Below are 25,681 nucleotides of genomic sequence, written 5' to 3' on the forward strand. Positions count from 1 at the left end.
GGGGCTCACGATTCCACCGCCCGGCCCTTGAGCGCGAACAGGCCGCGCGGGCGCTTCTGGATGAACAGGATGATGAAGATCAGGAGGCCGATCTTGGCCAGCACCGCGCCGATATACGGCTCGGCGAGCTTGTTCACGACGCCGAGCGTCAGCGCCGCCACCAGCGTCCCCCAGAGGTTGCCGACGCCGCCGAACACCACCACGAGGAACGAGTCGATGATGTAGCCCTGGCCGAGATTGGGCGAGACGTTGTCGATCTGCGAGAGGGCGACGCCCGCGATCCCCGCGATGCCGGAGCCGAGCCCGAAGGTCAGGGCGTCGACGTAGGGGGTGCGGATGCCCATCGCGGCGGCCATGCGGCGGTTCTGGGTGACCGCCCGGGTCTTCAGGCCGAAGGACGTCTTCCGCAGCACGAACAGGAGGCCCAGGAACACGGCGAACGCGAACACGATGATCCACATCCGGCCCCAGGTGATCGACAGGCCGTAGAAGTCGAAGGCGCCGCTCATGAAGGCGGGGGCGCCGACCTCGCGGTTGGTCGGGCCGAAGATCGAGCGCACGCCCTGCTGCAGCGCGAGGCTGACCCCGAAGGTGGCGAGCAGCGTCTCCAGCGGGCGCCCGTACAGGAAGCGGATGATGAACCGCTCGATCAGCACCCCGACGAGGCCGGCGACCAGGAACGCGCAGGGGATGCTGATCGCCAGCGACCAGCCGAACAGGACGGGCGCCTTGGTGCGGATCAGCTCCTGCACGAGGTAGGTCGTGTAGGCGCCGAGCATCACCATCTCGCCGTGGGCCATGTTGATCACGCCCATCACCCCGAAGGTGATGGCGAGCCCGATGGCGGCGAGCAGCAGGACCGAGCCGAGCGAGATGCCGTACCAGACGTTCTGGAGGGCGCCGATTATCGCGAGCCGCGTCTCGATCGCCGCGATGCCGCGGGCGGCGGCGGCGCGCACGGCCTCGCTCGGATCCGCCGCGAGACCGCGCAGGATGCCCATCGCGTCGCCATCGCCCCGGGCCTGGATGGCGGGAAGCGCGGCAATCCGGTCGGGTTCCGCGGTGCCGGGCCTCGCGAGCAGCACGGCGGCGCGGGCCTCGGTGAGCGCCTGCCGGACGCCCGGACTGGTCTCGCGGGCGAGCGCCGCGTCGAGGGCCGGCAGCGCGGCCGCGTCCCGCGCCTTGAACACCGCGTCGGCGGCGGCCCGGCGCCGGGCCGGGTCGGGGCTCGCGAGGTCGAGCTGCCCGCGGGCGGCCTCGATCGCCCGGCGGACGCGGTTGTTGGCCCGCACCGGCTTGAGGTCGGGGCTGTCGGCGGCCGGGGCGCCGGTCCTCGCGTCCACGACGGCGCCGCCCTGCCGGATGAGAAGGGTCTTGTCCGGGCCCACCAGCAGGCGGCCGTCCGACAGGGCCGAGAGGATCGCGTCGGCGCGCGGGTCGCCAGAGGCGGCGAGGCCGGAGACGCCGGCCTCGATCTCGGCGTAGCCGTCGCCGGCGAGCTGGCCGTAGGGGTCGGGCGCCTGCGCGAGCGCCGGGGCGGCCAGCATCAGGAAGAGGAGGGTCAGGAGACGGAGCATCGGGGCCGTTCTGCGAGCCGGGAGCGGTGCGCCCCACACGGGTGAGGCGCGTGTCCCCTCTCCCCGCTCGCGGGGAGAGGAGGTGCAGGGCTTACGCGCCGCCGCAGGACTTGGTCTTGGTGTTGTAGTTGCCGCACTTGAGCTTGACCCAGTCGGCCTCGAGGTCCTTCGAGCCCTCGAGCTGCTTCGACCACGCCTCGCCGGGGATCAGGCCCTCGGTCTTCCAGACCACGTCGAACTGGCCGTTCGCCTCGATCTCGCCGATGAAGACCGGCTTGGTGATGTGGTGGTTCGGCAGCATCTTCGCGGTGCCGCCGGTGAGGTTCTTCTGCTCGATGCCCGGCAGCGCGTCGATCACCTTGTCGGGATCGGTGGTGCCGGCCTTCTCGACCGCCTTCACCCACATGTTGAAGCCGATGTAGTGGGCCTCCATCGGGTCATTGGTGACGGCCTTGGGGTTCTTCTTGAACGCCTGCCACTTCTTGATGAAGGCCTCGTTCTCCGGCGTCTTGATCGACTCGAAGTAGTTCCAGGCGGCGAGGTGGCCGACCAGCGGCTTGGCGTCGATGCCGGCGAGCTCCTCCTCGCCCACCGAGAAGGCCACGACCGGGATGTCGGTCGCCTTGATGCCCTGGTTGCCGAGCTCCTTGTAGAACGGCACGTTGGCGTCGCCGTTGATGGTCGAGACCACGGCGGTCTTCTTGCCGGCCGAGCCGAACGCCTTGATCTTCGACACCTCCGTCTGCCAGTCCGAGAAGCCGAACGGCGTGTAGTTGATCATGATGTCCTCGTCCTTGACCCCCTTGGACTTGAGGTAGGCTTCGAGGATCTTGTTGGTGGTGCGCGGGTAGACGTAGTCGGTCCCCTCGAGCACCCAGCGCTTGGCGCCGCCGCCATCCTCCGACATCAGGTAGTCGACCGCCGGGATCGCCTGTTGGTTCGGGGCGGCGCCGGTGTAGAACACGTTCCGCTCGCTCTCCTCGCCCTCGTACTGGACGGGGTAGAACAGGATGTTGTCGAGTTCCTTGAAGACCGGCAGCACGGATTTCCGCGACACGCTGGTCCAGCAGCCGAACACGGCCGCGACCTTGTCCTTGCTGATCAGCTCGCGGGCCTTCTCGGCGAAGAGCGGCCAGTTCGAGGCCGGATCGACCACCACCGGCTCCAGCTTCTTGCCCAGCACGCCGCCCTTGGCGTTCTGCTCCGCGATGAGCATCAGCATCGCGTCCTTGAGGGTGGTCTCCGAGATCGCCATCGTGCCCGACAGCGAGTGCAGGATCCCGACCTTGATGGTCTCCTGCGCCCGGGCGGCGCCCGCTCCCAGCGTGCCCATCGCCAGCCCGGCGGCCAGTGCGGCGGCCGAGGCCCAAGTTCCAAATGCCTTCATGGCGGTCCCCTGCGTCGTCTTCCTCGCGACGGGGCGGGCTTCGCAAATCGTGTGCCAATTATTTAGGCATGGCGCGCCGGGAGGCTGCTCGGGGCGCGCCGGCGCCCAGAAGGACGGCGTTTCGCCCGCCGGAGCGGCAGCGCCGTGCCGCGTCCTGCGGCGTCGGGGGGCGCGTCGGGGGGCGGGCGGACCAAGCGGTGGGCACCGGCGACCGCAATCTCGCCAGCACGTTGAACGGATGCGGATCGATGCCACTTACCTCAACCCGCGGGGCGGGCGGCGCCCGTCCGCCGGGGCGGGAGGGGGTCCTGAGCTGAAGGCTGTCATGGCAGAGCGCTACTATTTCCGCCTGAGGAGCGACGGCGAGACGATCGAGGACGAGACCGGCGTCCTCGCCGCGTCGGTCGCGCACGCCGAGGCGGAGGCGCTGGTGCTGATCGAGGAGTTCCGGAAGGCCGGCGAGCTGCCGGACGCCGCGGCGGGCTGGCGGATGGAGATCCATGACGCGAACGGCACCGTCCTGCGCACGCTGCCGCTCTCCTGATACGCCGACCCGGCCCCATGCCCCGACGGGCACGGCGCGGCGCGACCCCAGCGCGACCCGGCACGACCTTCGCGGCCGATTCCGGGAGGCGGCCCCGATCCGATCGCGCCGAGAGCCGCATCCGGGCGTGGCGATCATTTGATGCGTTCGCGGAGTAAGGATAAGCCGTCACGCGTTTACGCAGAGGCGGCTCCGCGCGCGGGGCAGGATGTCCGGGAGATCCCTTGAACCCCTTCCTTCGGAAGCTGGCCCTGCGCGCGAACCTGGACGAGGGCGACGTGGCCGCCCTGGCAGCGGCGACCAGCGACGTCGCGCAGGTCGAGGCGGGCCGCGACCTGGTCTCGGAAGGCGTGCGGCCCGACGCCGCCTACGTGATCCTCGACGGGTTCGCCTGCCGCTACAAGCTGGTGCCCGACGGGGGGCGCTCGATCCTCGCCTACCTCGTGCCCGGCGACGGCTGCGACCTGCACGCGTCCCTGCTCAACCGGGCGATCCACTCCGTAGCGACGCTGACGCCCTGCACCGTCGCCTCGGTCCCCTACCGGACGATCAAGGAACTCGCCGCCCTCCGGCCCAACATCTACCGCGCCCTCTGGTGGTCGGTCCTGGTCGACGAGGCCGTCCTGCAGGAATGGCTCGTCGGGGTGGGGCGCCGGTCCGCCGACAGGCAGGTCGCCCACATCATCTGCGAACTCTTCGCGCGCCTGAACGCCGTCGGCCTCGGCCTGGAGCCCGATTACCGCCTGCCGCTGGCGCAGTCCGAACTGGCCGACACGGCGGGGCTCTCGAACGTCCACCTCTCGCGCGTCCTCTCCGATCTGCGCAGGGCGGGCCTGATCGAGAGCGGGCGCAAGAGCGTGCGCGTTCCGAATCTCGAGCGTCTGCGGGAGTTTTCCGGGTTCACGCCCGACTACCTGCTCCTGCCCGGCCCGAACCCGCCCGTGGAGGCGCTCGGCGCGCTGCCGCAGATGACCGGGCAGGTGCGGGCGGCGTCCGGCACGTGAGGCTCACCGGCCGTCGCCGTCCCAGTCCGTCTCGGGATCCTCGGCCACGCGGCGCCCGATCTGGGCCGTGAGCGGCACGCGGATCGCGCAGCGCAGCCCGTCCGGCTCGTAGCGCAGGTCGACCGCCGCGCCGAGATCGTAGGCCAGCATCTCCGTCAGCACGTCCGTGCCGAAGCCGCGCCGTCCGGAGGCCTGGACACCGCTGCCGCCGGTCTCGGCCCAGTCGAGGCTGAGGACGGGCGGTCCGGCCTCCGCGTCCGTCACCCGCCACGCGGCGCGGATCCGGCCCTGGGGGAGCGCCAGGGATCCGTGCTCCACCGCGTTGCTGGCCAGTTCGTGCAGGGCCAGCGCGACGACCTGGGCGGCCTTGGGGCGGAGGCGCACCCGCGGGCCCGCGAGGCTGGCCTGCTCGCCCTCGCGGGCGAGGTGGAACATCAGCTCGTCCGAGATCAGCGTGTGCAGGTCCGCGTCGCCGAACGCGTCCGTGGCGGCCTGCACGCGCATGATCGCCCCGAACCGGCCGTCGAGATGCGCCACGTAGCTCTCGACGTCCGCGGCGCTCTCGGCGGAGCGGTGCATGACGGTGCGCATCATCGCCATCGTGTTGCGCATGCCGTGGCGCAGGCCGTCCGGGAGCCCCGCCGCGTCGAGCAGCCGGCGCAGGCGCGCGTTGTCGGCCTCGAGGGCCGCGAGTCGCTCCGCCGGATCGCGAGGGTCTGTCATGCCGGGCCACTCCGGATGTGGTTCAACCTGGCTCAATCACCGCGGGGCGGGCAGGGTTCAGCGCGCGGCGGCGTGCCCGGCCTCGGTGAGATGGAGGTACGCGGTGTCGAAATGCGCGAGCCGGGCGAGCGCGGTCGGATCGTGGATGGTCAGGCGCCGGCTGCGCAGGGTGATCAGCCCCATGCCGCGCAGTTCCTGGAGCGTGCGGTTGATGTGCACGCTGGTCTGCCCCATCGCGTCGCCGAGATCGTTCTGCGTCATCGGCATCGCGCAGGTATTCCCGTCGCTCAGGCCGATGGCCGCCAGGCGCGCGTGCACCTCGCAGAACAGGTGGGCGAGGCGCTCGATCCCGGTGCGGCTGCCGAGGCTGACCGTCCACTCGCGCTGGATCGCCGCGGTGGCCAGGGCCTCGCGGTGGAAGGCCATGTCGAGCCGCGGGCTGCGGGCGGTCACGTCCCGCATCGCAGGGCCGGAGATCTGGCCGAGGAGCACGGGCGTGATCGCGCCGATCGCGTGATCCATCTCGTCGAGGAGGAAGATGTGCGGGTCGCACGGGTCGCCCGGGAGCAGGAGCGAGACGATCTGGCGGCGCCCGTTGGCGAACTGCCGGTACCGGCAGGCCCAGCCCTCGAGGATCACGTTGATCGAGCGCGGATCGTCGCCCTCGTGGATGATGTCGGTGCGCGCGGCGACCATGCGGCTCGGGCTCATGGCGTCGGCCAAGCACATCCGGTCGTCTTCGGAGAGCCCGACATAGCAATTTAGCTTGTGCACGAGCGGGTTTGGCATGGCGGCGTCTCCACGACGGCGTGGGGGCGCGAACCTACATTTTGTTTCAAGCCATGAATACTTATGCAGATTAGTTTGTGCTACCGTAAGGTGTCTTTCCGCCCGCCGCACCCGGCCGAATCGCCCGGATCCGGGCCCGTCACCGTCGCGAGGCGGCAAGATCTCGGCGGTTCGGGCGGCCCATCGTCAGGACTAGGGCAGTGATCCAGCGCCTGCCTCTCCCGGAGGGAGAATGTTCGCGCGTCATGTCGAAATTGAAAAGACTGTGCTTTTGACTTCGCGGATCCGGCGGAGCACGATTTGACGGGCGGGAATGCCGGAACATCGGCTCGGGACACGTCGTCGTCCTGTTCCTCGCCTTCTCTCAACGGGTTCCGCCGGTTCGCGCCGCAGCGGACGGCCTATCGTGGACGGATTTCTGCCCATGCAGCCTGCGCTGCGCCTCGTCCGCCCGGTCCGGGACGGGCGAGGCCCCCTCCCCCGGCCCGCCGCCCGCCCGGCGGCAGGCCCCGGCGGCGGCCCGCACCGGGACCGGGCGGACGCGGTCCTGTCGGTCGAGGGGCTGTCCCTCGCCTTCGGCGGCACCGTCGCCTTCGCGGAGATCGACCTCGCGGTCGGGGCCGGCGAGATCCACGCCGTGATCGGGCCGAACGGCGCCGGCAAATCCTCGCTGATCAACGCGATCACCGGCCTCTACGCACCGCGGGCCGGGCGGGTGCGGCTCGGCGCGGAGAGCTTCGCCCGGGTGCCGGCCGGGCGGCTCGCCGCACTGGGCGTCGCCCGGACCTTCCAGAACCTCGCCCTGTTCGCGGGCCTGAGCGTGCGCGACAACGTCCTCGCGGGGCTCTCGGCCGCGCGGCGCGCCGGGCCCGCGGCCCAGATCCTGGGCCTGCCCTCCGCCCGGCGGGAGGCGCGCGCCCACCGCGCCGCCGCCGAGGCGGTGATCGGACGCCTCGGCCTCGCGGCGGTGGCCGACCGCCCCGCCGGCAGCCTCCCCTACGGGCTCCAGAAGCGGGTCGAGCTCGGCCGGGCCCTGGTGGCCGGGCCGCGGCTCCTGCTCCTCGACGAGCCGATGGCCGGCATGACGGCGACCGAGAAGGCGGAGATGACCGGCTTCATCCGGGCGGCGCGGGATCGGTCCGGGGCCGCGATCGTCCTGATCGAGCACGATATCGGCGTCGTCATGCGCCTCTCCGACCGGGTGACCGTGCTCGACCACGGCCGCCGCATCGCCACCGGCACGCCCGCGGAGGTGCGGGCGGACCCAGCGGTCATCGCGGCCTATCTGGGGCTCGCGGACGGGGAGGCGGATGCCGCCACTGATCCCGCCGCGGATGGAGGCGCGGATGTAGACGTGGCCGAAGACGGGGACGCGGCTGCCGCATGAGCCCGGATCTCGCCTTCCTGATCGAGGTCGTCGTCGGCGGCCTCCTGTCGGGCGTCATGTACGCCCTCGTGGCGATCGGCTTCGTGCTGATCTACAAGACCTCGGGCGTGCTCAACTTCGCGCAGGGCGCGATGGTGCTGTTCGCCGCCCTCACCTTCGTGAGCCTGACCGAGCGCGGCCTGCCCGTCCCGGCGGCCCTGGCCGCGACGCTCGCCGCGATGGTGGTGGTCGGTCTCGGCGTGGAGCGCCTGGTGCTGCGGCCGCTCGTCAACCAGCCGCCCATCACCCTGTTCATGGCGACGCTGGGCGTCGCCTACGTGATCGAGGGCGCGGCCCAGCTCGCCTGGGGCACCCAGGTCCACGGGCTCGACCTCGGCATCGACGACACGCCGATCGATCTCGGCGGCGTGCTGGTCAGCCGGTTCGACCTGTTCGCCGCCGCGGTGGCGGGCCTGATGGTGGCGGTCCTCGCCGCCTTCTTCCGCTACACCCGCACCGGCCTCGCCTTCCGGGCGGTGGCGGACGATCCGCTCGCCGCCCTCAACACCGGCCTCCGACTGCCCCGGATCTGGTCGGCGGTCTGGATCGCCGCCGGGATCGTCGCGCTGGTGGCGGGGCTGCTCTGGGGGGCGCGGCTCGGCGTGCAGTTCTCCCTGTCGCTGGTGGTGCTGAAGGCGCTGCCGGTGCTCGTGCTCGGCGGCTTCGACTCCGTCGCCGGGGCGATCGTGGCCGGGCTGATCGTCGGCGCGGCGGAGAAGCTGTCCGAGGTCTATCTCGGGCCGGTCATCGGCGGCGGTATCGAGGGCTGGATCGCCTACGTGGCGGCCCTGGGCTTCCTGCTGGTCCGGCCGTCGGGCCTGCTCGGCCTGCGCGCCGTCGAGCGGGTCTGAGCCGCCGTGGTGGCCCTCCCCCGCGCCGTGCCGCGCCCGCACCTGTCCGCCGGGACCCTCGGCCTCGGCGCCCTGCTGGTCCTCGCCTACGGGATCGTACCGCTCACCGGAACGAGCTACCTGTTCGAGGCGCTGCTGACGCCGTTCCTGGCCCTGGCGCTGGCCGGCCTCGGGCTCAACCTGCTCACCGGCTATGCCGGGCTGCTCTCCCTGGGCTCGGCCGCCTTCATGGCGGTCGGGGCCTACGCGGCCTTCAACCTGTCGCTGCGCCTGCCCGGCCTGCCGCTCCCGGCGTCGCTCCTGCTCGCCGGCCTCGTGGCGGCGCTCGCCGGGCTGGTGGCGGGGCTGCCGGCCCTGCGCCTGCGGGGCTTCTACCTCGCGGTCTCGACGCTCGCCGTGCAGTTCTTCGTGGCCTGGGCGCTGAACCGGATCGGCTGGATCTCCGACGACAGCCCCTCGGGCATCGTCACCGCCCCCCGGCTGGTGGTGGCCGGCCTGTCCTTCGACGACCCGCGCGGCCGCTACCTGGTCACGCTCACGGTGGTCACGCTGCTGACCTTCGTCGCGTGGAGGCTCGTGACCTCGCCCACGGGCCGGAACCTCGTGGCGATCCGCGACAACGAGACCGCCGCCCGCCTCGTCGGCGTGCGGGTCGCCCGGACCAAGCTCCTGGCCTTCGCGGCCTCGTCCTTCGTGATCGGGATCGCCGGAGCGCTCTGGGCCTTCGCGTATCTGCGCACCGTCGAGCCGGCGGGGTTCAACCTCGACCGCTCCTTCCAGATCCTGTTCATCGTGATCATCGGCGGCCTTGGCACCCTGCGCGGCGCCTTCCTGGGCGCGGGCTTCATCGTGGTGCTGCCCCTACTCCTGTCGCGCCTCGGCGCGGCGGTCCTCGGCGACGGGTTCGATTCCGGCACCCTGGAGATGGTCCAGCGCGTCGTGCTCGGCGCCCTGATCGTCGCCGTGCTGATCCGCGAGCCCGCCGGCCTCGCCGCCCTCCTCGACCGGGCGGGCCGCCGCCTCGGCCGCCGCGCTGCCTGATCCCCTCCCCGCCCGACCAACCCCAGGACGACCATGCCCCTGACGACCCGACTCCGCGCAACGCTCCTCGCCGGCACCGTCGCGCTCGCCGGCGCGGCCCCCCGGGCCGCTTGGGCCGACGAGCAGTATTTCCCGCTCCAGAGCTACCGGGTCGGCCCCTACGCGGCCGGCGGGACCGGCTTCTTCGGGGGCTTCATCGACTATCTCAACCTGATCAACGCCCGCGACGGCGGGGTGAACGGCGTCAAGCTCACCTGGAGCGAGGGTGAGACCCAGTATGAGGTCGAGCGCGGCGTCGAGGTCTACGAGCGGCTGAAGTCCCGGCCCGGCATCGCCGCCTGGAACCCGCTCTCGGTGGGCATCGCCTACGCGATGATCGACCGCATCACCGCCGACAAGGTGCCGCTGATCACGATCAACCACGGCCGCACCGACTCCACCGACGGGCGCGTCTTCCCCTACGTGTTCCCGCTGCTGCTCAACCCCTACAGCGAGACGAGCGGCATCATCCAGTATCTCGGCACCCGCGCGGGCGGCCTCGACAAGCTGAAGGGCAAGACCGTCGCGGTGCTCTACCACGGCTCGCCCTACGGTAAGGAGACGATCCCGATCTACGCGCGGCTCGCCGAGCGCTACGGCTTCACCGTCGCGCAGATCGAGGTGCCCCATCCCGGCAACGAGCAGCAGTCGCAGTGGCTCACGATCCGGCGCCTGAGGCCCGACTTCGTGGTGCTGCGCGGCTGGGGCGTGATGAACCCGGTGGCCCTGAAGACCGCCCAGAAGACCGGCTTCCCGGCCGACCGCATCGTCGGCAATGTCTGGTCGAACTCGGAGGAGGACGTGATCCCGGCGGGCGACGCCGCCAAGGGCTACGTCGCCATCACGACCCAGGCCTCGGGCACCGCCTACCCGGTGATCCAGGAGGTTGTCGGCAAGGTCTACGGGGCCGGCAACGGCAACCTCGCCGACCGGAAGCGGATCGGCAGCGTCTACCACAATCTCGGGGTGCTGAACGGCATCCTCAACGTCGAGGCGGTGCGGATCGCGCAAGCGCGGTTCGGCCAGCGGACGCTCACCGGCGACGAGGTGCGCTGGGGCTTCGAGCACCTGCGCCTCGACGAGGCCCGGGTGGCGGCGCTCGGCGCCAAGGGCCTGTTCCACTCGATCAACGTCACCTGCGCCAACCACGAGGGCGAGGGCCGCGTCACCTTCCAGCAATGGGACGGGGCGAAGTGGAATGTCGTGTCCGACTGGATCGCCCCCGACTGGGCGAGCCTGCGCCCGCTCATCGAGGCCTCCGCGACCGCCTACGCCAAGGAGCGCGGCATCACCCCGCGCGACTGCGCGGCCGAGGAGGCCGCGGACGCGGCCGGCAAGCAGGCCGCCGCGGCGGCCCGGTGAGCGCCCGATGAGCGCCGCGCCGCCCCTCCTGCAGGTCGAGGCCCTGGAGGTCGTCTACGGCGGGGCGGTGCACGCCCTGCACGGCGTCGACCTCGCGGTCCGGGCGGGGGAGATCGTCGCCCTGGTCGGCGCCAACGGCGCCGGCAAGACGACCCTGCTGCGGGCGGTGTCGAACCTGCTGCCGGCCCTGCGCGGCCGGGTCACGGCCGGGCGCCTCGCCTATGACGGGCGCGACGTGACGCGGACCCGGACCGACGTCCTCGTCCGCGCCGGGCTCGTGGGGGTGCTGGAGGGGCGCCACTGCTTCCGGAGCCTGAGCGTCCAGGAGAACCTCGTGGCGGGCGGCCTCGGGCGCGGTACGGGCCGCGGCGGCGTGCGCGCCGATCTGGACCGGGTCTACGGCCTGTTCCCGCGGCTCGCCGCGAAGCGGGGCGTCGCCGCCGGCCTGCTCTCGGGCGGCGAGCAGCAGATGGCGGCGATCGGCCGGGCGCTGATGGGGCGGCCCCGGCTGCTCGTCCTCGACGAGCCGTCCATGGGGCTCGCCCCCCGCTTGGTCGAGGAGATCTACCGGGTGCTCGCCGGCCTGAACCGCGCCGAGGGTCTGACCCTGCTGGTGGCCGAGCAGAACGTCCGCCTCGCCCTGCGCCACGCCCACCATGCCGTGGTGCTGGAGAACGGGCGCAGCGCGCTGGCCGGCACCGCCGCGTCCCTGCGGGCGCGGGACGACGTCCGGTCCCTGTATCTCGGGGGCGCCGACGATGCCGGGGCCGCCGCGCTGCCGGAGACGGGCCGCCGCGCATCGGGCTGACGGTGCCGGCCCGCGTCAGGCCTCGCGTCAGGAGTCCCGGTCGGCCCGGCGCAGGGACCAGAGCAGGGTACCGTGGGCGTCGACCAGCCACAGGGCGTTCACCGCGTCGTCCTCGATCGTCAGCGAGCGGCTGTTGGCGAGGCGCACCGCCTCCTTCGCGTCAGCGGCCGTCAGCACCTCGTCGACGCGCGGCGCGCCGATCTCGCCATCCTCGCCACGGACCGCCCCGCGCAGGCGATAATCCGGCATCCGTCGAACCCCCGTCTCTCCGCGGCCGGCGCCCGTCCGGGGCGTGCCGCGGGTGCGAAGATAGGCGCCGGCGCGGCGTGTCGAGGGTCGGCGGGCCGCTACGGCCCGTCGCGGCTCGCCAGGATCCGCTGCGGCTCCGCGAGGAACAGGGCCCGCAGCGCGGCGGCCGATTCGCGGGCCGGAAGGTCGAGGGCGCGCCGCGTCGCGGCGATCCGGGCGGCGCAGTCGCCCGAGGGGGCCGCCGCTGCGGCCATCGACCGCGCGGTGCCCGGGTCCGCGGCGGGCGCGGCCGCTCCGTCCGGCCGCGCGGCCCGTGTCCGGGCGAGGAGCGGGGCGAGCCCGTGCGACGCGGGCCGCTCGGCCCGCAGCCGCGCGTCGAGCGCCACGAGGTCGCCGGCCGCGAGGAGGCCGCAGGCCGCCGCGTCCCCCGCGCCGGCCCGCTCCAGCGTCGCCAGGATCCGCTGGCCCAGGGCGCGGACGACGGCGTCGTCGGCCGACCGGAAGCGCCGCTGCAGGTAGCCGGCGGCCATCCGCCTCAACCCCGCGGCGGCCTCCGCCTCCGGCCGGCCGGCGGCGTAGCCGTCCCGGTACCACCGGGCGATCGGGTCGAGCCCCGCCGCCTCGGCCTGGCGCAGGATCGGCAGGTTCCGCAGGATCGCGGCCCGCGCCCCGGCCGCGCTCGGATCCGCGTCCAGGGTGGAATCGGGGAAGCGGTCCGGTCCGACGACCTCGGTGACGATGCCGGCCGCGCGCAGCTCCCCGTCCGTCGGGATCCAGATCCCGGCCGGGGGCACGGCCAGCGCCCGCGTCACGAAGGCCGCCGGCAGGCCGGCGGCCCGGTAGGCCGCCCGCTCCGGCGCGGAATCCACCGGGCGCATCCGGCCCCGCGCCCCGATCTCGTAGGGGGCGTGGAAGCCGAGCCGCCCGCCGGTCGCGAGGTAGCGCGTCCGGCCGCGGACGAAGATCAGCGTGCAGGCCGAGGCGCAGGCGTCGGGGACGTAGGTGGCGAGGCCGCGGGCCGCCACGAGCGCCCCGATCGCCGCCCCCTCCTCCACGAGGCCGCCGTCGCTCGTGAGATGGATCCGGGCGATCCGCGGGTGCGCGGCGAGGATGGCCCGGACCCGCGCGGCGACCCCGGCCGCGAGATCGCCCGCGAGCCTCAGGTCCCGTCCGCCCGGCCCGACCGTGAGCCGGGCCGGGACGTCCGGCACGCCGGCCGCGCCGCGGCCCTTCGGCTTGTGTCCGGCCGCGGCCGGGCCGGCGGCACCGAGCGCCAGGGCGGGCGCCAGGGCGAGCGCGCAGGCGGCCGTCCCCGTCCGGCGCCTCCACCCGCGGGGGAAGACCGACATGGCAGGTTTCCATCGTTCGTGGTCGGAGAGGCCGGCGCGGCCGGCAGCGACGCGCCTACTGGAGGTAGGCGACGAACATCTCGGACACGGCCCGGGACGCGTAGGCTTCCGGGCTCTCGCCCCAGCGGATCGGGAAGGCCTCGGCCACCGGGCGGCCGGCGAGGATCTGCGCGACCTCGTCGGGCATCAGGCCGTCGTCGAGGGCGCTCGCGAGGGCGGCGCGTTCGTGGGAGGGATGGGAGCGGACGCTCCGGGACAGGGCCCGGCCGAGGGCGGCGGCCGGTTCGGGGCTCAGGTCGGGACGGGTGTTCCGGGTCGTGTCATAGGTCAGCATCGGTGGTCGCCTCGCGTGTCTGATGTCGTGCGCTCTCCTCCTCTTGGACGCGGCAACACGGCAGACACGGCGCAGTCATCCGGGCGAACCGTTCCTTGCTGGTGATCACGGCAAACCTCCGTTGAGCTCCGCATCGACTGTATGTCGACGCCGTCAATGTAGACGCCGGGCCCGAGAATGTGCTGCCAAATTGGCGAGGACTTGCAGCGCAGGTTGTTCGTCGAAGCCGCGAGCCGGAGCAGAAGCACGGGGTCGGCGGAGATATGCCCGGATCGCGGCCGCGATCGATCGCCGGTGCCGGTCGGCGACGGCCGGCTCCCGGGACTTGCCAAAGCCGGCGCGATGCCTGAATATCATTCTGTAACAATGACTTAGCGAAACAATGCTCCGGCAACGCGCTCGTGCGGTCGAAACCTTCTCCGCCGGACCGGGGCATCCGGAAGAGACTTCTCGCCGGCGCCGCCGGCGGCGGAATCGGGCCGCCACCGCCACCGCGACCGATTCGAGGGAGACGACACCATGGCCCCGGGGACGATGATGCGGGGCGACGCCCCGGCCAATGTGGGCGTGACGGTCCAGGGGCACGACGCCCTGGAGCGCGGCCGGCCCGGCCCGTTCCGCCCCCTGCCGTGATCGGCGACGACCGATGCATCACGCTGCCCTGCCCGCCGCGGGTGCCACGATGGCCGTGGTCCAGCCGCCCCTGCGCATCACGAGCCGCAGCACCGCGGAGGCCGAAGTCTGGGCCGCCCTGCGCGCCGAGGCCGAGGCGGCCCTGATCGAGGAGCCCCTCTATGCGGGGATCATCCAGGCGACGATCCTCGACCAGCGCTCGCTGGCCCAGGCCCTCGCCTACCGCCTCGCCCACCGGCTCGGGGACGGCGACCTCGCACGCCTGTCGATGCGCGACCTGTGCCTCTCGGCCTTCGAGGCCGACCCGCAGGCCGGCGCCCACGCGGTGCGCGACCTCGTGGCGATCCGCGAGCGCGACCCGACCTGCCGCCGCTACCTCGACCCGTTCCTGTTCTACAAGGGACTCGCCGCGCTCGAGGCGTACCGGGTCGGCCACTGGCTCTGGCACCGGGGCCGGGCGACCCTGGCGCTGCACGTCCAGAGCCGGATCTCCGAGGTGTTCGGCTGCGACATCCACCCGGCGGCCCGGATCGGCTCGGGGGTGTTCATCGACCACGCCACCGGCGTGGTGATCGGCGAGACCACGGTGATCGCCGACGACGTCTCGATCCTCCAGTCGGTGACGCTCGGGGGCAACGGCAAGGAGAGCGGCGACCGGCATCCCAAGATCGAGCGCGGGGTGCTGCTCAGCGTCGGCGCCAAGGTACTGGGCAACATCCGCGTCGGGGCGGGCGCCAAGGTCGCGGCCGCCGCGGTGGTGCTGCAGGACGTGCCGCCCCACACGACCGTGGCGGGCGTGCCGGCCCGGGTCGTCTCGCGCCTGCCCGTCGACGAGGAGCCGGCGCTCAGCATGGACCAGTCCTTCGGCTACGGGGACGGCATCTGAGACGCGCGAAAGATTTTTCCTGACAACAAAGTCGTCCGGGCGCCGCCGCCGGGCGAGACTCCATAGAATTAAGTTCTCTGACATGCCCGTCTGAGGGCGGTCGTGTCCTGTTCGTCGTGCATACCACGGGATCCATTTCTACGAATCGACGAAAAATGGGGACATCATTCCGTTGACCCTTGGGCGAATCAGACTTTATCCAGACATCGCCGGAACAACGATGAAGTCGGCCCGGCCGAGCGTTCGAAGATGGCTGTCGGACTGCTAGAGAATACATGATTTGATTGACGGTGCGGCCGCTCGGGTCGCGATCGTCGTCGCGTTCTGATCGGAACGACTTGCGTCCGCCCCGCGCAGGCTGCGGGGCGCACCGCCGCCGCGCGGATCGGCGCGGCGCGCCTGAAATCCTGGATGGAGTGAGGACGAACGATGAGCGGACCGGGTCTGAGCGTGAGCGCCACGGCGGCACGCAATCTTGCGACGGCGACCGTCACCTCGGTCCAGAACGCGGCCAACACGCCGCGCTGGCTGCTCCGGCTCCTGCCCTTCGTGGACGTGGCGGGCGGGGTCTACCGCGTCAACCGCCGCGCCGTCGTGCTGGCCCGCCCCGGCCGGATCGATCTCGTCGCCGAGGACAAGGGGGACGGCAAGGTGATCCGTCCCGCCTCCCTGCGGGCCGTGCCGCTGTTCAGCCGGCTGGGCGATGCCGAACTGGCGGCGCTGGCGGCCAAGTTCACCGAGAGCCGGCACAAGGCCGGAACGGTGATCCACGAGGAGGGCTCCGCCGGCCGCAGCCTCACGGTGGTGGCCGACGGCACCGTCGAGCTGACCCTGTCGGGCCCCTACAAGGGTCGCCTGCGCCAGGGGCTCGCCACGAAGGGCGACTATTTCGGCGATGCGGGCCTCGCCGGTGAGCGCGCGCCCGCCCCGGCCGTGAAGGCCCTGTCGGCCGTGACCCTCCTGACCCTCGACGCCGCCGCGGTGGAGAGCGAGGAGATCCGTGCCAAGATCGCGCAGTACCGCGAGGAGCGCGACCGCCTCAAAGGTCACACCAACTCCTACGGCGAGCAGGGGATCGAGCTGCTGGCGGTCCATACCGGCGAGCCGCGCCTGCCGACGACCTTCGTGGACTACGAGGTCGATCCGCGCGAGTACCACCTCTCGACCATCCAGACGATCCTCAACACCCATACCCGCGTCACCGATCTCTACTCCAACGAGATCGACCAGCTCCGCGAGCAGATCCGCCTCACGGTCGACGCCGTGAAGGAGCGCGAGGAGTGGGAGCTCCTGAACAACGCGCAGTTCGGCCTTCTCGGCGAGGTCGGCCCGCGCCAGCGCATCCCCACCCGCGGCGGCCCGCCCACCCCGGACGACCTCGACGAGCTGCTGACCCTGGTCTGGAAGAAGCCCGCCTTCTTCGTGGCCCATCCCCGCGCCATCGCGGCGTTCGGCCGGGAGGCGACCCGCCGCGGCGTGCCGCCGGTCGTCGTCCACCTGTTCGGCGCGCCGTTCATCACGTGGCGCGGCGTGCCGCTGGTGCCGAGCGACAAGCTGCCGATCGACCTCGACCCGGTGACCGGGGCCGAGACCACCTCGATCCTGCTGCTGCGCGTCGGCGAGGGCGAGCAGGGCGTGGTCGGCCTGCAGAAGTCGGGCGTGACCGGCGAGATCGAGCCCGGCCTGTCGGTGCGCTACATGGGCACCAACGACCACTCGATCGCCTCGCACCTCGTGACCCGCTACTTCTCGGCCGCCGTGCTGGTCGAGGACGCGATCGCCCGCCTCGATAACGTGCTGCTGGGCAATTACCATGACTACGCCTGAGGCCTTCGCCCGCGGGCTGCCCGGGGCGAGCCCGGGCGAGCTGGCCCACGCGGATCTCGTCGGACGCCTCGCCCGGGAGATCTACGGGCAGGGTCAGGCCGCGAGCCGGCCCTTCGCGCCGGCGCTCCCCGCCGGCCCCCAGGTCCCGCAGGCCCTCGAGAGCCTGCCCCAGGGCCCGGGCGGCGCGCCGCTGCCGAGTGCGCCCCTGGGCGTCCCTTCCGCCCCAGCGGGCGGCCAGCCCGCCGGCCTGCCGCCCGACGCCTTCGCGCTGGCGGCGCGCTCCTTCGGGGCGCAGCCGGTCGGCCTGCCGGGCCTCTCCGGCCCGACCGTGCCGAACCTCGCACCCGCGAGCCCGGCCCTCGCCGATGTCGGGGCGATCCCGCCGGTCCACCCGGCGAGCCCGCGCCCCGTGCTGCCCGATTTCTCCTTCGCCGGCGCCCAGGCGCTCGCGGCCGCCCTGCCCGGCGGTCCGGAGCTGCACCGGCAGATCGCCGCGGACCATCCCCGCGCCAACGCCTTCGCGCACGCCCTCGCCCCGGCTCTCGTGCCGGCCGATCCGTCGAAAGTCGGCCGCGATGCGGCGCAGGAGCGCTTCGCCCGGACCGGCCATCTGTCCCGGGCGCCCGAGGCACCGCCGTCCGACTACTACTTCCTGAACCTCGGCCCCGGGCCGGCCCGCAGGGCGCCGGCGAGCCCCCGGGTGGAGCCGGCCCGCGACCCGGGCCCGGCGCCGCGCCTGGCCGCGCAGGGGTCGAGCCCGGTGGCGGCGCCCTTCGACGTGGAGCATGTCCGCCGGGACTTCCCGGCCCTGCACCAGAGCGTCAACGGCCACCCGCTGGTCTGGCTCGACAACGCCGCCACCACCCACAAGCCGCAAGGGGTGATCGACGCGACCGCGGAGTTCTACGCCCGGCACAACTCGAACATCCACCGGGCCGCCCACACCCTGGCGGCGCGCGCCACCGACCTGTTCGAGGGCGGCCGCGGGGCGGTGCGCCGCTTCCTCAACGCGCCGTCGAAGGACGACATCGTCTTCCTGCGCGGCACCACGGAGGCGATCAACCTCGTGGCGAACTCGTACGGCCGGGCCAATGTCGGCCCGGGCGACGAGATCATCGTCTCGACCATCGAGCACCACGCCAACATCGTGCCCTGGCAGCTGCTGGCGCAGCAGACCGGGGCGACGCTCCGGGTGATCCCGGTCAACGATCGGGGCGAGATCATCTTCGAGCAGTACGCGGCGTTGCTCTCCGGCCGGACCAAGATCGTCTCGGTGACGCAGGTGGCCAACGCCCTCGGCACCGTGAACCCGGTGCGGGAGATCATCCAGCTCGCCCACGCCTACGGGGTGCCGGTGCTGGTCGACGCGGCGCAATCCGCGCCGCACATGCCGCTGGACGTGCAGTCCCTCGACGCGGACTTCCTGGTCTTCTCCGGCCACAAGGTGTTCGGGCCGACGGGCATCGGCGCGCTCTACGGCAAGACCCACCTGCTGGAGGCGATGCCGCCCTGGCAGGGCGGCGGCCACATGATCGAGGACGTCACCTTCGCGAAGACCGTCTACAAGGGCGCGCCCGAGAAGTTCGAGGCCGGCACACCCGACATCGCCGGGGCCGTCGGTCTCGGAGCGGCGCTCGACTACCTCGCGGGTATCGGCATGCCGGCGATCGCCGCCTACGAGCACGACCTCCTGGGCTACGCGCAGGGCGGGCTCGCCGACGTGAAGGGCCTGCGCCTGATCGGCACGGCCCGGGAGAAGGCGAGCGTGATGTCCTTCGTGATCGAGGGGCAGACGAACGAGGCGGTGGCCCACCACCTCGACGCGCACGGCATCGCGGTGCGCTCGGGCCACCACTGCGCCCTGCCGGCCCTGCGCCGGTTCGGGGTCGACCAGTCGGTGCGGGCCTCGCTGGCCTTCTACAACACCCGCGCGGAGGTCGACGCCTTCCTGAGGGCGCTGCACACGCTGCCGCGACCGTGACCGGCGCGTCGCCGGCCGGCGGGCGCGGGGGCGTCGTGTCCGCGCCGAACCCTGCCCTGCGGGTGTGAGGATCCGCGCGACCCGTCGCCGACGTCCGGCGCGGCGCGCGGATCCTCACGCCGCCGGTCGGAGATGCCGCGTCCGCACCGTGCCGTCGATGGCCCGCAGCGCGCGGAGCACCGCGTCCGCCTCGCCCGGCGGCACGGACGCATCCACCACGACGTAGCCGAACTCGCCGTCCGTCTGCAGGTACTGCGCGTCGATGTTGAGCGACCGGCCCGAGAAGATCGCGTTGATCTGCCCGAGCACGCCGGGCACGTTCCGGTGCACGTGGAGGAACCGCGCGCCCGACAGGCGCGGCGGCAGCTGGACCTGCGGGAAGTTCACGGCGCCGAGCGTCGAGCCGGTCTGGACGTAGTCGACCAGCTTGCGGGCCACCTCCGCGCCGATGCGGTCCTGGGCCTCCTCGGTCGAGCCGCCGACATGGGGGGTGAGGATCACGTTCGGCAGCCCCTGCAGGGGCGAGACGAAGCGCTCGGCGTTGGAGGTCGGCTCCACCGGGAAGACGTCGATCGCGGCCCCGGCGAGGTGACCGTCGCGCAGCGCCGCCGCCAGGGCGTCCAGGTCCACGACCGTGCCGCGGCTGTTGTTGATCAGGTAGGCGCCCGGCTTCATCGCGCGGATCCGCTCCGCGCCCATCAGCCCGTGGGTCAGCGGCGTCTCCGGGACGTGCAGGCTGACCACGTCGCTCACGGCGAGCAGGGCCTCGAAGCTCTCGGCCGGCTCGGTGTTCCCGTGGCGCAGCTTGTCGGTGAGGTCGTAGAAGATGACGCGCATGCCCATCGCCTCGGCGAGGTTCGAGAGCTGCGCGCCGATATTGCCGTAACCGACGATGCCGAGCGTCTTGCCGCGCACCTCGAAGGCGCCGGTGGCCGACTTGTCCCAGCCGCCTTCATGGGCCGCGACCGAGCGCGGCACGATGCGCCGGAGCAGCATCACGATCTCGCCGATCGTCAGTTCGGCGACGCTGCGCGTGTTTGAGAACGGCGCGTTGAACACGGGCAGGCCGCGGGCGCGCGCCGTCTCGAGGTCGACCTGGTTGGTCCCGACGCTGAAGCAGCCGATGGCGGCGAGGTCGGGCAGGGCGTCGAGAAGCGCGGCGGTGACCTGCGTGCGCGAGCGGATGCCGAGGACGGTGACGTCGGCCAGTTCGCCGGCGTCCCCGGGGCTGACCGCGCGCGACAGCTGCCGGATGGCGCCGATCCCGGCCTGGGTGAAGATCCTGGACGCTGTCGGCGCTATGCTTTCGGTCAGAACGACGCGCTCGGTCGACACGGTCTGTCCTCCCTCCACGGACGGGATGCGATCCGCGACCTTGGCGCCGGCGCGGCGCGGCGGCAAGGGCGGCGCGGGCGGGGCGGGGTTGCGGGCGCGCGCCGCCCTCCCCGCCCCGCGGCGGACGGCCCGGCCCCGTCGTCTCGACGGCGCGCGCCGGGCCTGCCAGTGTCCGCCTCCCGGCGGCCGAGGCCGCGGAGCGACAGGTGCACCATGACCGGATCGACAGCCCGGGCCGTGATCGTCCAGCCCGGCGGCGGCTTCGACGCGGTGACCTTCGGCGAGCGGCCCGTGCCGGAGCCCGGGCCCGGCGCGATCACCGTCCGCCTGCGGGCGAGCTCCCTCAACTACCACGACTACGCGGTGGTCAGCGGGATGTGGGGCCCGAGCGAGCCGCGCATCCCGATGTCCGATGGGGCCGGAGAGGTCGAGGCCGTGGGGCCGGGCGTGACCGAGTTCGCCGTGGGCGACCGGGTGGTCAGCACGTTCTTCCCGACCTGGCTGGAGGGCGCGCCGCGCGTCGAGGGCTTCGCCACCGTGCCGGGCGACGGGGTCGACGGCTACGCCCGCGGGGGCGTCACCGCGCCCGCCACCGCCTTCACCCGCGCCCCGCGGGGCTGGGACCACGCCGAGGCGGCGACGCTCACCACCGCCGCGCTCACCGCGTGGCGGGCGCTGCACGCCGATGCCGGCCTGAAGAGCGGCGACGTGGTGCTGGTGCAGGGCACCGGCGGCGTGTCGCTGTTCGGCCTGCAATTCGCCAAGGCGGCGGGGGCCACGGTGATCGCCACCTCCTCCAGCGACGACAAGCTGGAGCGCCTGCGCGGTCTCGGCGCCGACCACGTCATCAACTACCGCACCGACCCGGCCTGGGGCGAGACCGCCCGGCGCCTGACCGACGGGCGCGGCGTCGACCACGTCCTCGACGTCGGCGGCCCGGCGACGCTGGAGCAGTCCATGGCCGCCGCGCGGGTCGCCGGCCACGTCTCGGTGATCGGCATCCTCTCGGGGGTCGCGGGCGAGCTGCCGCTGGTGCCGGCGCTCCTGAAGCAGATCCGGCTGCAGGGCGTGCTGGTCGGCAGCCGGCGCCACCAGATCGAGATGATCCGCGGCATCGACGCCTGCGGGCTGCGGCCGGTCATCGACCGCCGCTTCCCCCTCGACGACCTCGTCGCGGCGTTCCGCCACCAAGAGAGCAACCGCCACTTCGGCAAGATCTGCGTCGAGATCTGAGCGGTCCGGCCGGGCCCGAGGCGGTGCAGCGGGCGGTGCGGCGGGCGTTCAGCGGAAGGCGATCCCGAGCCCACCGGGTATCATCAGGGCCCGGGGCGTCTCGGCTTGGCTCGGCGGCGGCGGCACGTGCGCGCAGCCGTTCTCGCAGAACGTGCGGAGTGTGCGCCGGTCGAGGCCGATGTCGCTCAGCATCTCGTCGTCGAGGGCCGAGAGAATGCGAAGATTTCGCGCCGCGATGCGGCTCTTCCGGGCAGATTTCAGGAACGAGAGGATCATGATCCAGCCTCCGTTGCGCCGAAAGATCCGTGGTTTGTCCACGATCGGCCGGATCAGCGTCGCTTTAATGCGGACTATGCGCATCCTCCGTTCGGATTAAGGGTGGCGCGCGGCGCGAATATTTTTGCCGGAGCGCGCTAGGCGTCCGCGATCGGCTGCGGGCAGAGCAGGAGCAGGCGCACCAGCTCGGCCTGGCGGCGCGTCCCCGTCTTCTCGAACAGGTGGCGCAGGTGCACGCGCGCCGTGTTCCGGGTGATCCGGCGGCGCGTCGCGCTCGCCGCGAGGTCGTTCCCGGCCAGGATGTCGACGGCCAGGGCCGCCTCCGCGGGCGTGAAGCCGAACTGGTCCTGGAGAATGCCGGGATCCGGCAGGCGCGGGGTCCCGGGGTCGGTGAGACGCAGGAGAACCGCGCCCTCGCCGATCGGGCCGAGCGTCCCGGGAATCGCCGAGGCGGCGACCAGGAGCGTCCCGCCCGCGCCCTCCAATCGCACCGAGCCGCCGCGATGGCCCGCGGCGCAGCGGGCGATGACCCGGCGCAGCGCCGCGCTGTCCTCGGGCGTCGCGCCGCGCAGGCCGCCGTGCTCCAGGCACAGGAGTCCGCGCGCGACGAAGGCCTGCGCCGCGCGGTTCAGGAAATGGGCCCGCCCGTACCGGTCGGTCACCGCCAGCCCCTGCTCAAGATGCTCCGCCAGGAGATGGAGCGCCGCCTCCACGAGGGTCGGGTCCGGGAAGACCGGGGTGCCGCCGGCCTGAACCCGCCGCTCCTGGGCGGAGCCGATCCCGGATATCGTTTCGGCTCTGCGGGTGTGCAGGTGGGATTGACTGATCACGCTGGGATCCTCGCCGGATCGACATCACGATATCAGTAATAACCCGAAACTGGCGTCCCTTATTCCCGCCTTATCCCGGCGGGCCCCCGGTCCGGGACTGAAACAGGTCGGCGAAGGCGCGCAGGTCGCGCCGGTTGAGGTCCGAGACCGCCCAGTAGGTGAGGTCGCCGAGGCGCCAGCGCTCGATCGTGGACCCATCGCGCCGCTCCTCGCCGGCGCCGGGGCCGTCGGCGGCGGGGACCACCGTGACGCTGATGACGTGCCTGTCGCGGCGATAGACCAGGGTCGGCACGGGGGTTCCGCCGACGATGTCGACCCGGCCGCCGACCAGCGGGAAGCCCTTGTCGGACAGGTCGGGGGCCTCGGGCGCGAGGGTGGTCCGGCCGTTGAACCAGGGCTTCACCACGTGCCGGTCCGAGGAGGCGACGTCGAAGGGCTGGGGCGCCGCGAGGCCGCGGAGATGGCCGGCGAGCACGGCCGCGCCGGTATCCGGGGCGCCGTCGGGGCGGTCGAGATAGACGATCCCGCTGCCGAGCGCGGCCCCGCCGACGAGGCCGACGAGCAGCGTCGCGGCCAGCGCCTGCCGGGATCTGCGCCAGGATTCGAGCCAGGCCTCGACCCAGGTCCCGACCCAGGACCCGAGCCGGGTCCCGAGCGGGTCTCCGAGGCGGCCGCGCGACGGGGGCGGGTCGGTGAAGCCGATCTGCTCGATCACGCGCGCCCGCAGGGATTCCGGGGCGGGCGGCCCCGCGAGGGGCCCGCGCAGGGTGGCCGAGAGGTCGCGGAGGCGTTCCGCCAGGGCCCGCGCGTCGGGATCCGCCGCGAGACGGCGCTCCATGGCCAGGACTTCGCCGGGCGACAGCTCGCCGTCCGCGTAGGCGCTGAGGAGCAGGAGGGTCTCGTCGTCGGTCATCGCCCGTCCTTCGCGAGCCGTGCAAGCAGGTGCTGCCGCGCGCGGCCGAGGCGCGACATCACGGTCCCGATCGGGACCCCCGTCACCGTGGCGATCTCCCGGTAGCTGAGGCCGTGGTACTCGCGCAGGACCAGCGCCTCGCGGAAGGCCACCGGCAGGGCCTCGACCGCCCGGGCGAGCTGCCCCGCGTCGTCGCGGGCGATGAGGGTCGCCTCGGGCGTCTCCGGGACCTCGGTCAGGGCGCCCCCGATCTCCAGCTCGGCGCGGGCCTCGGGGGCGAGGTCGTCGGCGAAGACCACCGCCCGCGGCCGGTGCCGCTGCAGCCAGGAATAGCCGGTGTTGCGGACGATGGTCAGGAACCACGCCCGGGCATTGCCCTCGGCGAACCCCTCGATCGCCCGGTAGGCGCGCAGACACGCCTCCTGCATCACGTCCTCGGCGTCGGTGGCGTTGCCGGTGAGCCAGTGCGCGAGCCGGTAGCCCTCGTCCAGGCGCGGGAGAACGAGCTGACTGAAGCGCGCGCGCGCCAGGGTCGTCATGTCGGCGGCCGGGCCGGGCCCGCCCCGTCGAGAGCCTGCGAAGCCATGGGGTCCCTGCCCTCGTGCTCCTGCCTGCAGCCTTGTGCCACACAATCGGGAACCGGGCGGCGGCGGGCTTTATTCCCGCGTCCGGGCACGCGAATGTTCGGGGCGCTACTCGGGGCGCTACTCGGGGCGCTACTTGGGAAGCCTCTCGGGCCGGTGGCGCGTCGCGACCGGCCGCCCCGGAGGCGCCCGGCGGTCCGGCGCCGCGGCCTCGCTCCCGCGGTCCTGTCCGGACGGCGATCGCCGGTCGGGTGCCGGTTCCGGGCAGCCGTCCGGACCGAGGCGCTTGCGGGCGACGCGCTCGGCCGCCGCCCGTTCCGCCGCCGAGGGGTTCGCGCCGCCGCTCTGATCCTGGGCCATGGCCATGTCCAACCGGAGCGGGACCGTCCGCGGTCCCGGTCGTGGCATCCCCGGCGCTGCCGGCCCGCATCACCGCCAACGGGAAGGGGCAGGCCCCGCCTCCTCGGAGACGGGACCTGCCCCTGGATCAACCCGCGGATCGGGTCACGGTTCGGCGCCGGATTCGCGCGTCGGGATGCGTGCCTGCGCGACCTTAGCGGCAGACGCGCCGCGGTCCCCACGGGGTCGGACGGAAGAAGCAGCGCGGGCCGTAGAAGCGCGGCCGCCGGTACATCGGCCGGCAGCGCCCGTACGGGCCGGGCGCCCAGCCGGGGCCGCAGCCGAAGGCGACGGTGCTGACCGCGGCAGGGCCGGTGAGCGTGTCGGCGCCGGCGGGCGCCAGGGGCGCCGCGCCGGCGGAGGCCAGGCCGAGGCCGCCGACGACAGCCGCGGCGGCCGCGATCATCTTCACGTGCATCATCATCAGACCTTCTGTTCGGTTCCGCGCCGGTCGGCCCGGCGCAAGACCCGGTAAGAATGGTCATCGGGTCTGAATGTCGGCTGACCTCCGCCATCATCGTCTAGAAACAAACAGTCCGGCCGGCGCCCGCGCGGGGCGGGCGCCGCGGCGGGGCTCTAGCGGCGATCGGCGCGGCCGAGCAGCGAGGCCGCGGCCGCGGTGGCCCCCGCCAGCAGGATCCCGGTCAGGACCGGGTTGATCGAGGCCCGGGTGTAGGCGCTGCGCATGACGTGGTGGGGCGAGCCGCCCCGCACGGCCCCGTCGCGGCCGGCCGCGTGGAGGGCGCCGTCCCGCCGCTTGCCGGCCGCGCCCGCCGTCTGGCTCCGCGACATCACCTGGGCGCCCATCCAGTCGGTCGCCGCGGGGACCCGCTTGCGCAGTGCGCTCATCAGCTTGCCGCCGCCGCCGACGTAGAGGTCGCGGGGCCCGTGCTCCGCGGCGTACAGGATCGCGTCGGCGACGTCGGCAGGGTCGTAGACCGGCGGCGGCAGCTTGGGCGCCTGCGCCATGTAGTTCCGGGCATGCTCCGGGAACGGCGTGTCGATCGAGGCGGGCTTGATGAGCGTCACCGAGACCGGGGCGCCCTCCTCTTGGAGCTCCATCCGGAGCGCGTCCGTGAAGCCTTTGATCGCGTGCTTGGAGGCGGAGTACATGCCCTGGATCGGCAAGGCGAGGTCGGAGGCGACGGAGCCCAGGTTGATCAGCGCGCCGCCGGTCCTGTGTGGATGGCTCCCGCATTGCAAGTGGCGAATTGAGCTTCTGACGCGTTGGTCGGGTGCAGTCTTGTGTCCGGCCTTTCGATGCAGTCGTTCATGTTGACCGCTGGCCCTGATGGTATCCG

26 protein-coding genes are annotated in these 25,681 nt (G+C 73.0%); 11 read left to right on the forward strand and 15 right to left on the reverse strand.

Annotation, left to right across the window (positions count from 1 at the left end; genetic code table 11):
* Positions 1-5: 5 nt before the first annotated feature.
* Positions 6-1,577, reverse strand: a complete 1,572-nt coding sequence (urtB, locus tag ACLBX8_RS23975) for an urea ABC transporter permease subunit UrtB (protein WP_447681882.1) — start codon at positions 1,575-1,577, stop codon at positions 6-8.
* 91 nt (positions 1,578-1,668) lie between these two features.
* The gene (gene urtA, locus ACLBX8_RS23980) at positions 1,669-2,964 is read right to left on the reverse strand and encodes an urea ABC transporter substrate-binding protein (RefSeq protein ID WP_056530753.1); all 1,296 of its coding nucleotides are present in this window, start codon (positions 2,962-2,964) and stop codon (positions 1,669-1,671) included.
* A 325-nt stretch (positions 2,965-3,289) separates the two neighbouring features.
* Between urtA and ACLBX8_RS23985 the strand changes: the two genes are divergently transcribed.
* Positions 3,290-3,508, forward strand: coding sequence for a DUF6894 family protein (locus ACLBX8_RS23985; RefSeq protein WP_020095142.1), 219 nt, complete (start codon positions 3,290-3,292; stop codon positions 3,506-3,508).
* A 224-nt stretch (positions 3,509-3,732) separates the two neighbouring features.
* Positions 3,733-4,512 (forward strand): Crp/Fnr family transcriptional regulator, encoded by a 780-nt coding sequence (locus ACLBX8_RS23990; RefSeq protein ID WP_042675138.1) that lies wholly within the window; start codon positions 3,733-3,735, stop codon positions 4,510-4,512.
* 3 nt (positions 4,513-4,515) lie between these two features.
* Here the strand turns inward: ACLBX8_RS23990 and ACLBX8_RS23995 are convergent, their stop codons facing one another.
* Together ACLBX8_RS23995 and ACLBX8_RS24000 are read right to left on the reverse strand one after the other, a co-directional pair.
* Positions 4,516-5,235: an HWE histidine kinase domain-containing protein gene (locus ACLBX8_RS23995; RefSeq protein WP_042675139.1), complete on the reverse strand. Its 720-nt coding sequence runs from the start codon at positions 5,233-5,235 to the stop codon at positions 4,516-4,518.
* Positions 5,236-5,292: 57 nt separating this feature from the next.
* Complete coding sequence (locus ACLBX8_RS24000) at positions 5,293-6,024, reverse strand: Crp/Fnr family transcriptional regulator (protein ID WP_042675140.1); 732 nt, start codon at positions 6,022-6,024, stop codon at positions 5,293-5,295.
* 424 nt (positions 6,025-6,448) lie between these two features.
* Here ACLBX8_RS24000 and ACLBX8_RS24005 point away from each other — a divergent pair, with 424 nt between their 5' ends.
* Genes ACLBX8_RS24005 through ACLBX8_RS24025 form a run of 5 tightly spaced genes read left to right on the forward strand, consistent with a single transcriptional unit; the run spans position 6,449 to position 11,551 of the window.
* Positions 6,449-7,411 carry an ABC transporter ATP-binding protein gene (locus ACLBX8_RS24005; protein ID WP_447681885.1) on the forward strand — a complete coding sequence of 321 codons (963 nt, stop codon included), beginning with the start codon at positions 6,449-6,451 and terminating at the stop codon, positions 7,409-7,411.
* Positions 7,408-8,301, forward strand: coding sequence for a branched-chain amino acid ABC transporter permease (locus ACLBX8_RS24010; protein ID WP_042675144.1), 894 nt, complete (start codon positions 7,408-7,410; stop codon positions 8,299-8,301). Before ACLBX8_RS24005 ends, ACLBX8_RS24010 begins: the two co-directional genes overlap by 4 nt.
* A 9-nt stretch (positions 8,302-8,310) precedes the next feature.
* Positions 8,311-9,342, forward strand: coding sequence for a branched-chain amino acid ABC transporter permease (locus ACLBX8_RS24015; protein ID WP_376738926.1), 1,032 nt, complete (start codon positions 8,311-8,313; stop codon positions 9,340-9,342).
* Between the two features lie 33 nt (positions 9,343-9,375).
* Positions 9,376-10,743, forward strand: a complete 1,368-nt coding sequence (locus ACLBX8_RS24020) for an ABC transporter substrate-binding protein (protein ID WP_447681887.1) — start codon at positions 9,376-9,378, stop codon at positions 10,741-10,743.
* A 7-nt stretch (positions 10,744-10,750) separates the two neighbouring features.
* Entirely contained in the window at positions 10,751-11,551 is an 801-nt protein-coding gene (locus ACLBX8_RS24025) for an ABC transporter ATP-binding protein (RefSeq protein ID WP_447681888.1), read from the forward strand.
* 27 nt (positions 11,552-11,578) lie between these two features.
* Here the strand turns inward: ACLBX8_RS24025 and ACLBX8_RS24030 are convergent, their stop codons facing one another.
* The 3 genes from ACLBX8_RS24030 to ACLBX8_RS24040 all read right to left on the reverse strand — a co-directional run bounded on the left by ACLBX8_RS24030 (position 11,579) and on the right by ACLBX8_RS24040 (position 13,483).
* Positions 11,579-11,800 carry a hypothetical protein gene (locus tag ACLBX8_RS24030; RefSeq protein WP_091681463.1) on the reverse strand — a complete coding sequence of 74 codons (222 nt, stop codon included), beginning with the start codon at positions 11,798-11,800 and terminating at the stop codon, positions 11,579-11,581.
* Between the two features lie 98 nt (positions 11,801-11,898).
* The gene (locus ACLBX8_RS24035) at positions 11,899-13,149 is read right to left on the reverse strand and encodes a hypothetical protein (protein ID WP_447715847.1); all 1,251 of its coding nucleotides are present in this window, start codon (positions 13,147-13,149) and stop codon (positions 11,899-11,901) included.
* A gap of 55 nt (positions 13,150-13,204) precedes the next feature.
* Positions 13,205-13,483 carry a hypothetical protein gene (locus ACLBX8_RS24040; RefSeq protein WP_020095131.1) on the reverse strand — a complete coding sequence of 93 codons (279 nt, stop codon included), beginning with the start codon at positions 13,481-13,483 and terminating at the stop codon, positions 13,205-13,207.
* Between the two features lie 646 nt (positions 13,484-14,129).
* On the opposite strand from ACLBX8_RS24040, the gene cysE reads away from it, so the two are divergent.
* From cysE to ACLBX8_RS24055, 3 genes are all read left to right on the forward strand, one after another.
* On the forward strand, positions 14,130-15,002 hold the full coding sequence (cysE, locus tag ACLBX8_RS24045; RefSeq protein ID WP_020095129.1) for a serine O-acetyltransferase: 873 nt from the start codon (positions 14,130-14,132) through the stop codon (positions 15,000-15,002).
* 429 nt (positions 15,003-15,431) lie between these two features.
* Positions 15,432-16,829: a family 2B encapsulin nanocompartment shell protein gene (locus tag ACLBX8_RS24050; protein WP_026605239.1), complete on the forward strand. Its 1,398-nt coding sequence runs from the start codon at positions 15,432-15,434 to the stop codon at positions 16,827-16,829.
* The gene (locus ACLBX8_RS24055; RefSeq protein ID WP_447715848.1) at positions 16,816-18,810 is read left to right on the forward strand and encodes a family 2A encapsulin nanocompartment cargo protein cysteine desulfurase; all 1,995 of its coding nucleotides are present in this window, start codon (positions 16,816-16,818) and stop codon (positions 18,808-18,810) included. The genes ACLBX8_RS24050 and ACLBX8_RS24055 overlap by 14 nt, the downstream gene beginning before the upstream one ends.
* A gap of 114 nt (positions 18,811-18,924) precedes the next feature.
* Here the strand turns inward: ACLBX8_RS24055 and serA are convergent, their stop codons facing one another.
* The gene (gene serA, locus ACLBX8_RS24060) at positions 18,925-20,145 is read right to left on the reverse strand and encodes a phosphoglycerate dehydrogenase (RefSeq protein WP_082558002.1); all 1,221 of its coding nucleotides are present in this window, start codon (positions 20,143-20,145) and stop codon (positions 18,925-18,927) included.
* A gap of 213 nt (positions 20,146-20,358) precedes the next feature.
* Here serA and ACLBX8_RS24065 point away from each other — a divergent pair, with 213 nt between their 5' ends.
* On the forward strand, positions 20,359-21,378 hold the full coding sequence (locus tag ACLBX8_RS24065) for a zinc-dependent alcohol dehydrogenase family protein (protein ID WP_447681891.1): 1,020 nt from the start codon (positions 20,359-20,361) through the stop codon (positions 21,376-21,378).
* A gap of 48 nt (positions 21,379-21,426) precedes the next feature.
* Here the strand turns inward: ACLBX8_RS24065 and ACLBX8_RS24070 are convergent, their stop codons facing one another.
* The 7 genes from ACLBX8_RS24070 to ACLBX8_RS24100 form a co-directional block, all read right to left on the reverse strand.
* On the reverse strand, positions 21,427-21,654 hold the full coding sequence (locus ACLBX8_RS24070; RefSeq protein ID WP_020095124.1) for a DUF1127 domain-containing protein: 228 nt from the start codon (positions 21,652-21,654) through the stop codon (positions 21,427-21,429).
* A 137-nt stretch (positions 21,655-21,791) separates the two neighbouring features.
* Positions 21,792-22,484, reverse strand: a complete 693-nt coding sequence (locus ACLBX8_RS24075; protein WP_091977416.1) for a helix-turn-helix transcriptional regulator — start codon at positions 22,482-22,484, stop codon at positions 21,792-21,794.
* A 70-nt stretch (positions 22,485-22,554) separates the two neighbouring features.
* On the reverse strand, positions 22,555-23,397 hold the full coding sequence (locus ACLBX8_RS24080) for an anti-sigma factor family protein (RefSeq protein WP_447681893.1): 843 nt from the start codon (positions 23,395-23,397) through the stop codon (positions 22,555-22,557).
* Positions 23,394-23,936, reverse strand: coding sequence for a sigma-70 family RNA polymerase sigma factor (locus tag ACLBX8_RS24085; protein ID WP_020095120.1), 543 nt, complete (start codon positions 23,934-23,936; stop codon positions 23,394-23,396). Before ACLBX8_RS24085 ends, ACLBX8_RS24080 begins: the two co-directional genes overlap by 4 nt.
* A gap of 177 nt (positions 23,937-24,113) precedes the next feature.
* Positions 24,114-24,341, reverse strand: a complete 228-nt coding sequence (locus tag ACLBX8_RS24090; RefSeq protein ID WP_447681894.1) for a hypothetical protein — start codon at positions 24,339-24,341, stop codon at positions 24,114-24,116.
* Positions 24,342-24,534: 193 nt separating this feature from the next.
* Positions 24,535-24,801 (reverse strand): GCG_CRPN prefix-to-repeats domain-containing protein, encoded by a 267-nt coding sequence (locus ACLBX8_RS24095; RefSeq protein ID WP_042675167.1) that lies wholly within the window; start codon positions 24,799-24,801, stop codon positions 24,535-24,537.
* A 155-nt stretch (positions 24,802-24,956) separates the two neighbouring features.
* A complete protein-coding gene (locus ACLBX8_RS24100; protein WP_447715850.1) occupies positions 24,957-25,673 on the reverse strand; it encodes an SDR family NAD(P)-dependent oxidoreductase in 717 nt (238 codons plus the stop codon).
* Between the last annotated feature and the right edge of the window lie 8 nt (positions 25,674-25,681).

It is taken from the genome of Methylobacterium sp. D48H (genome assembly GCF_053345715.1).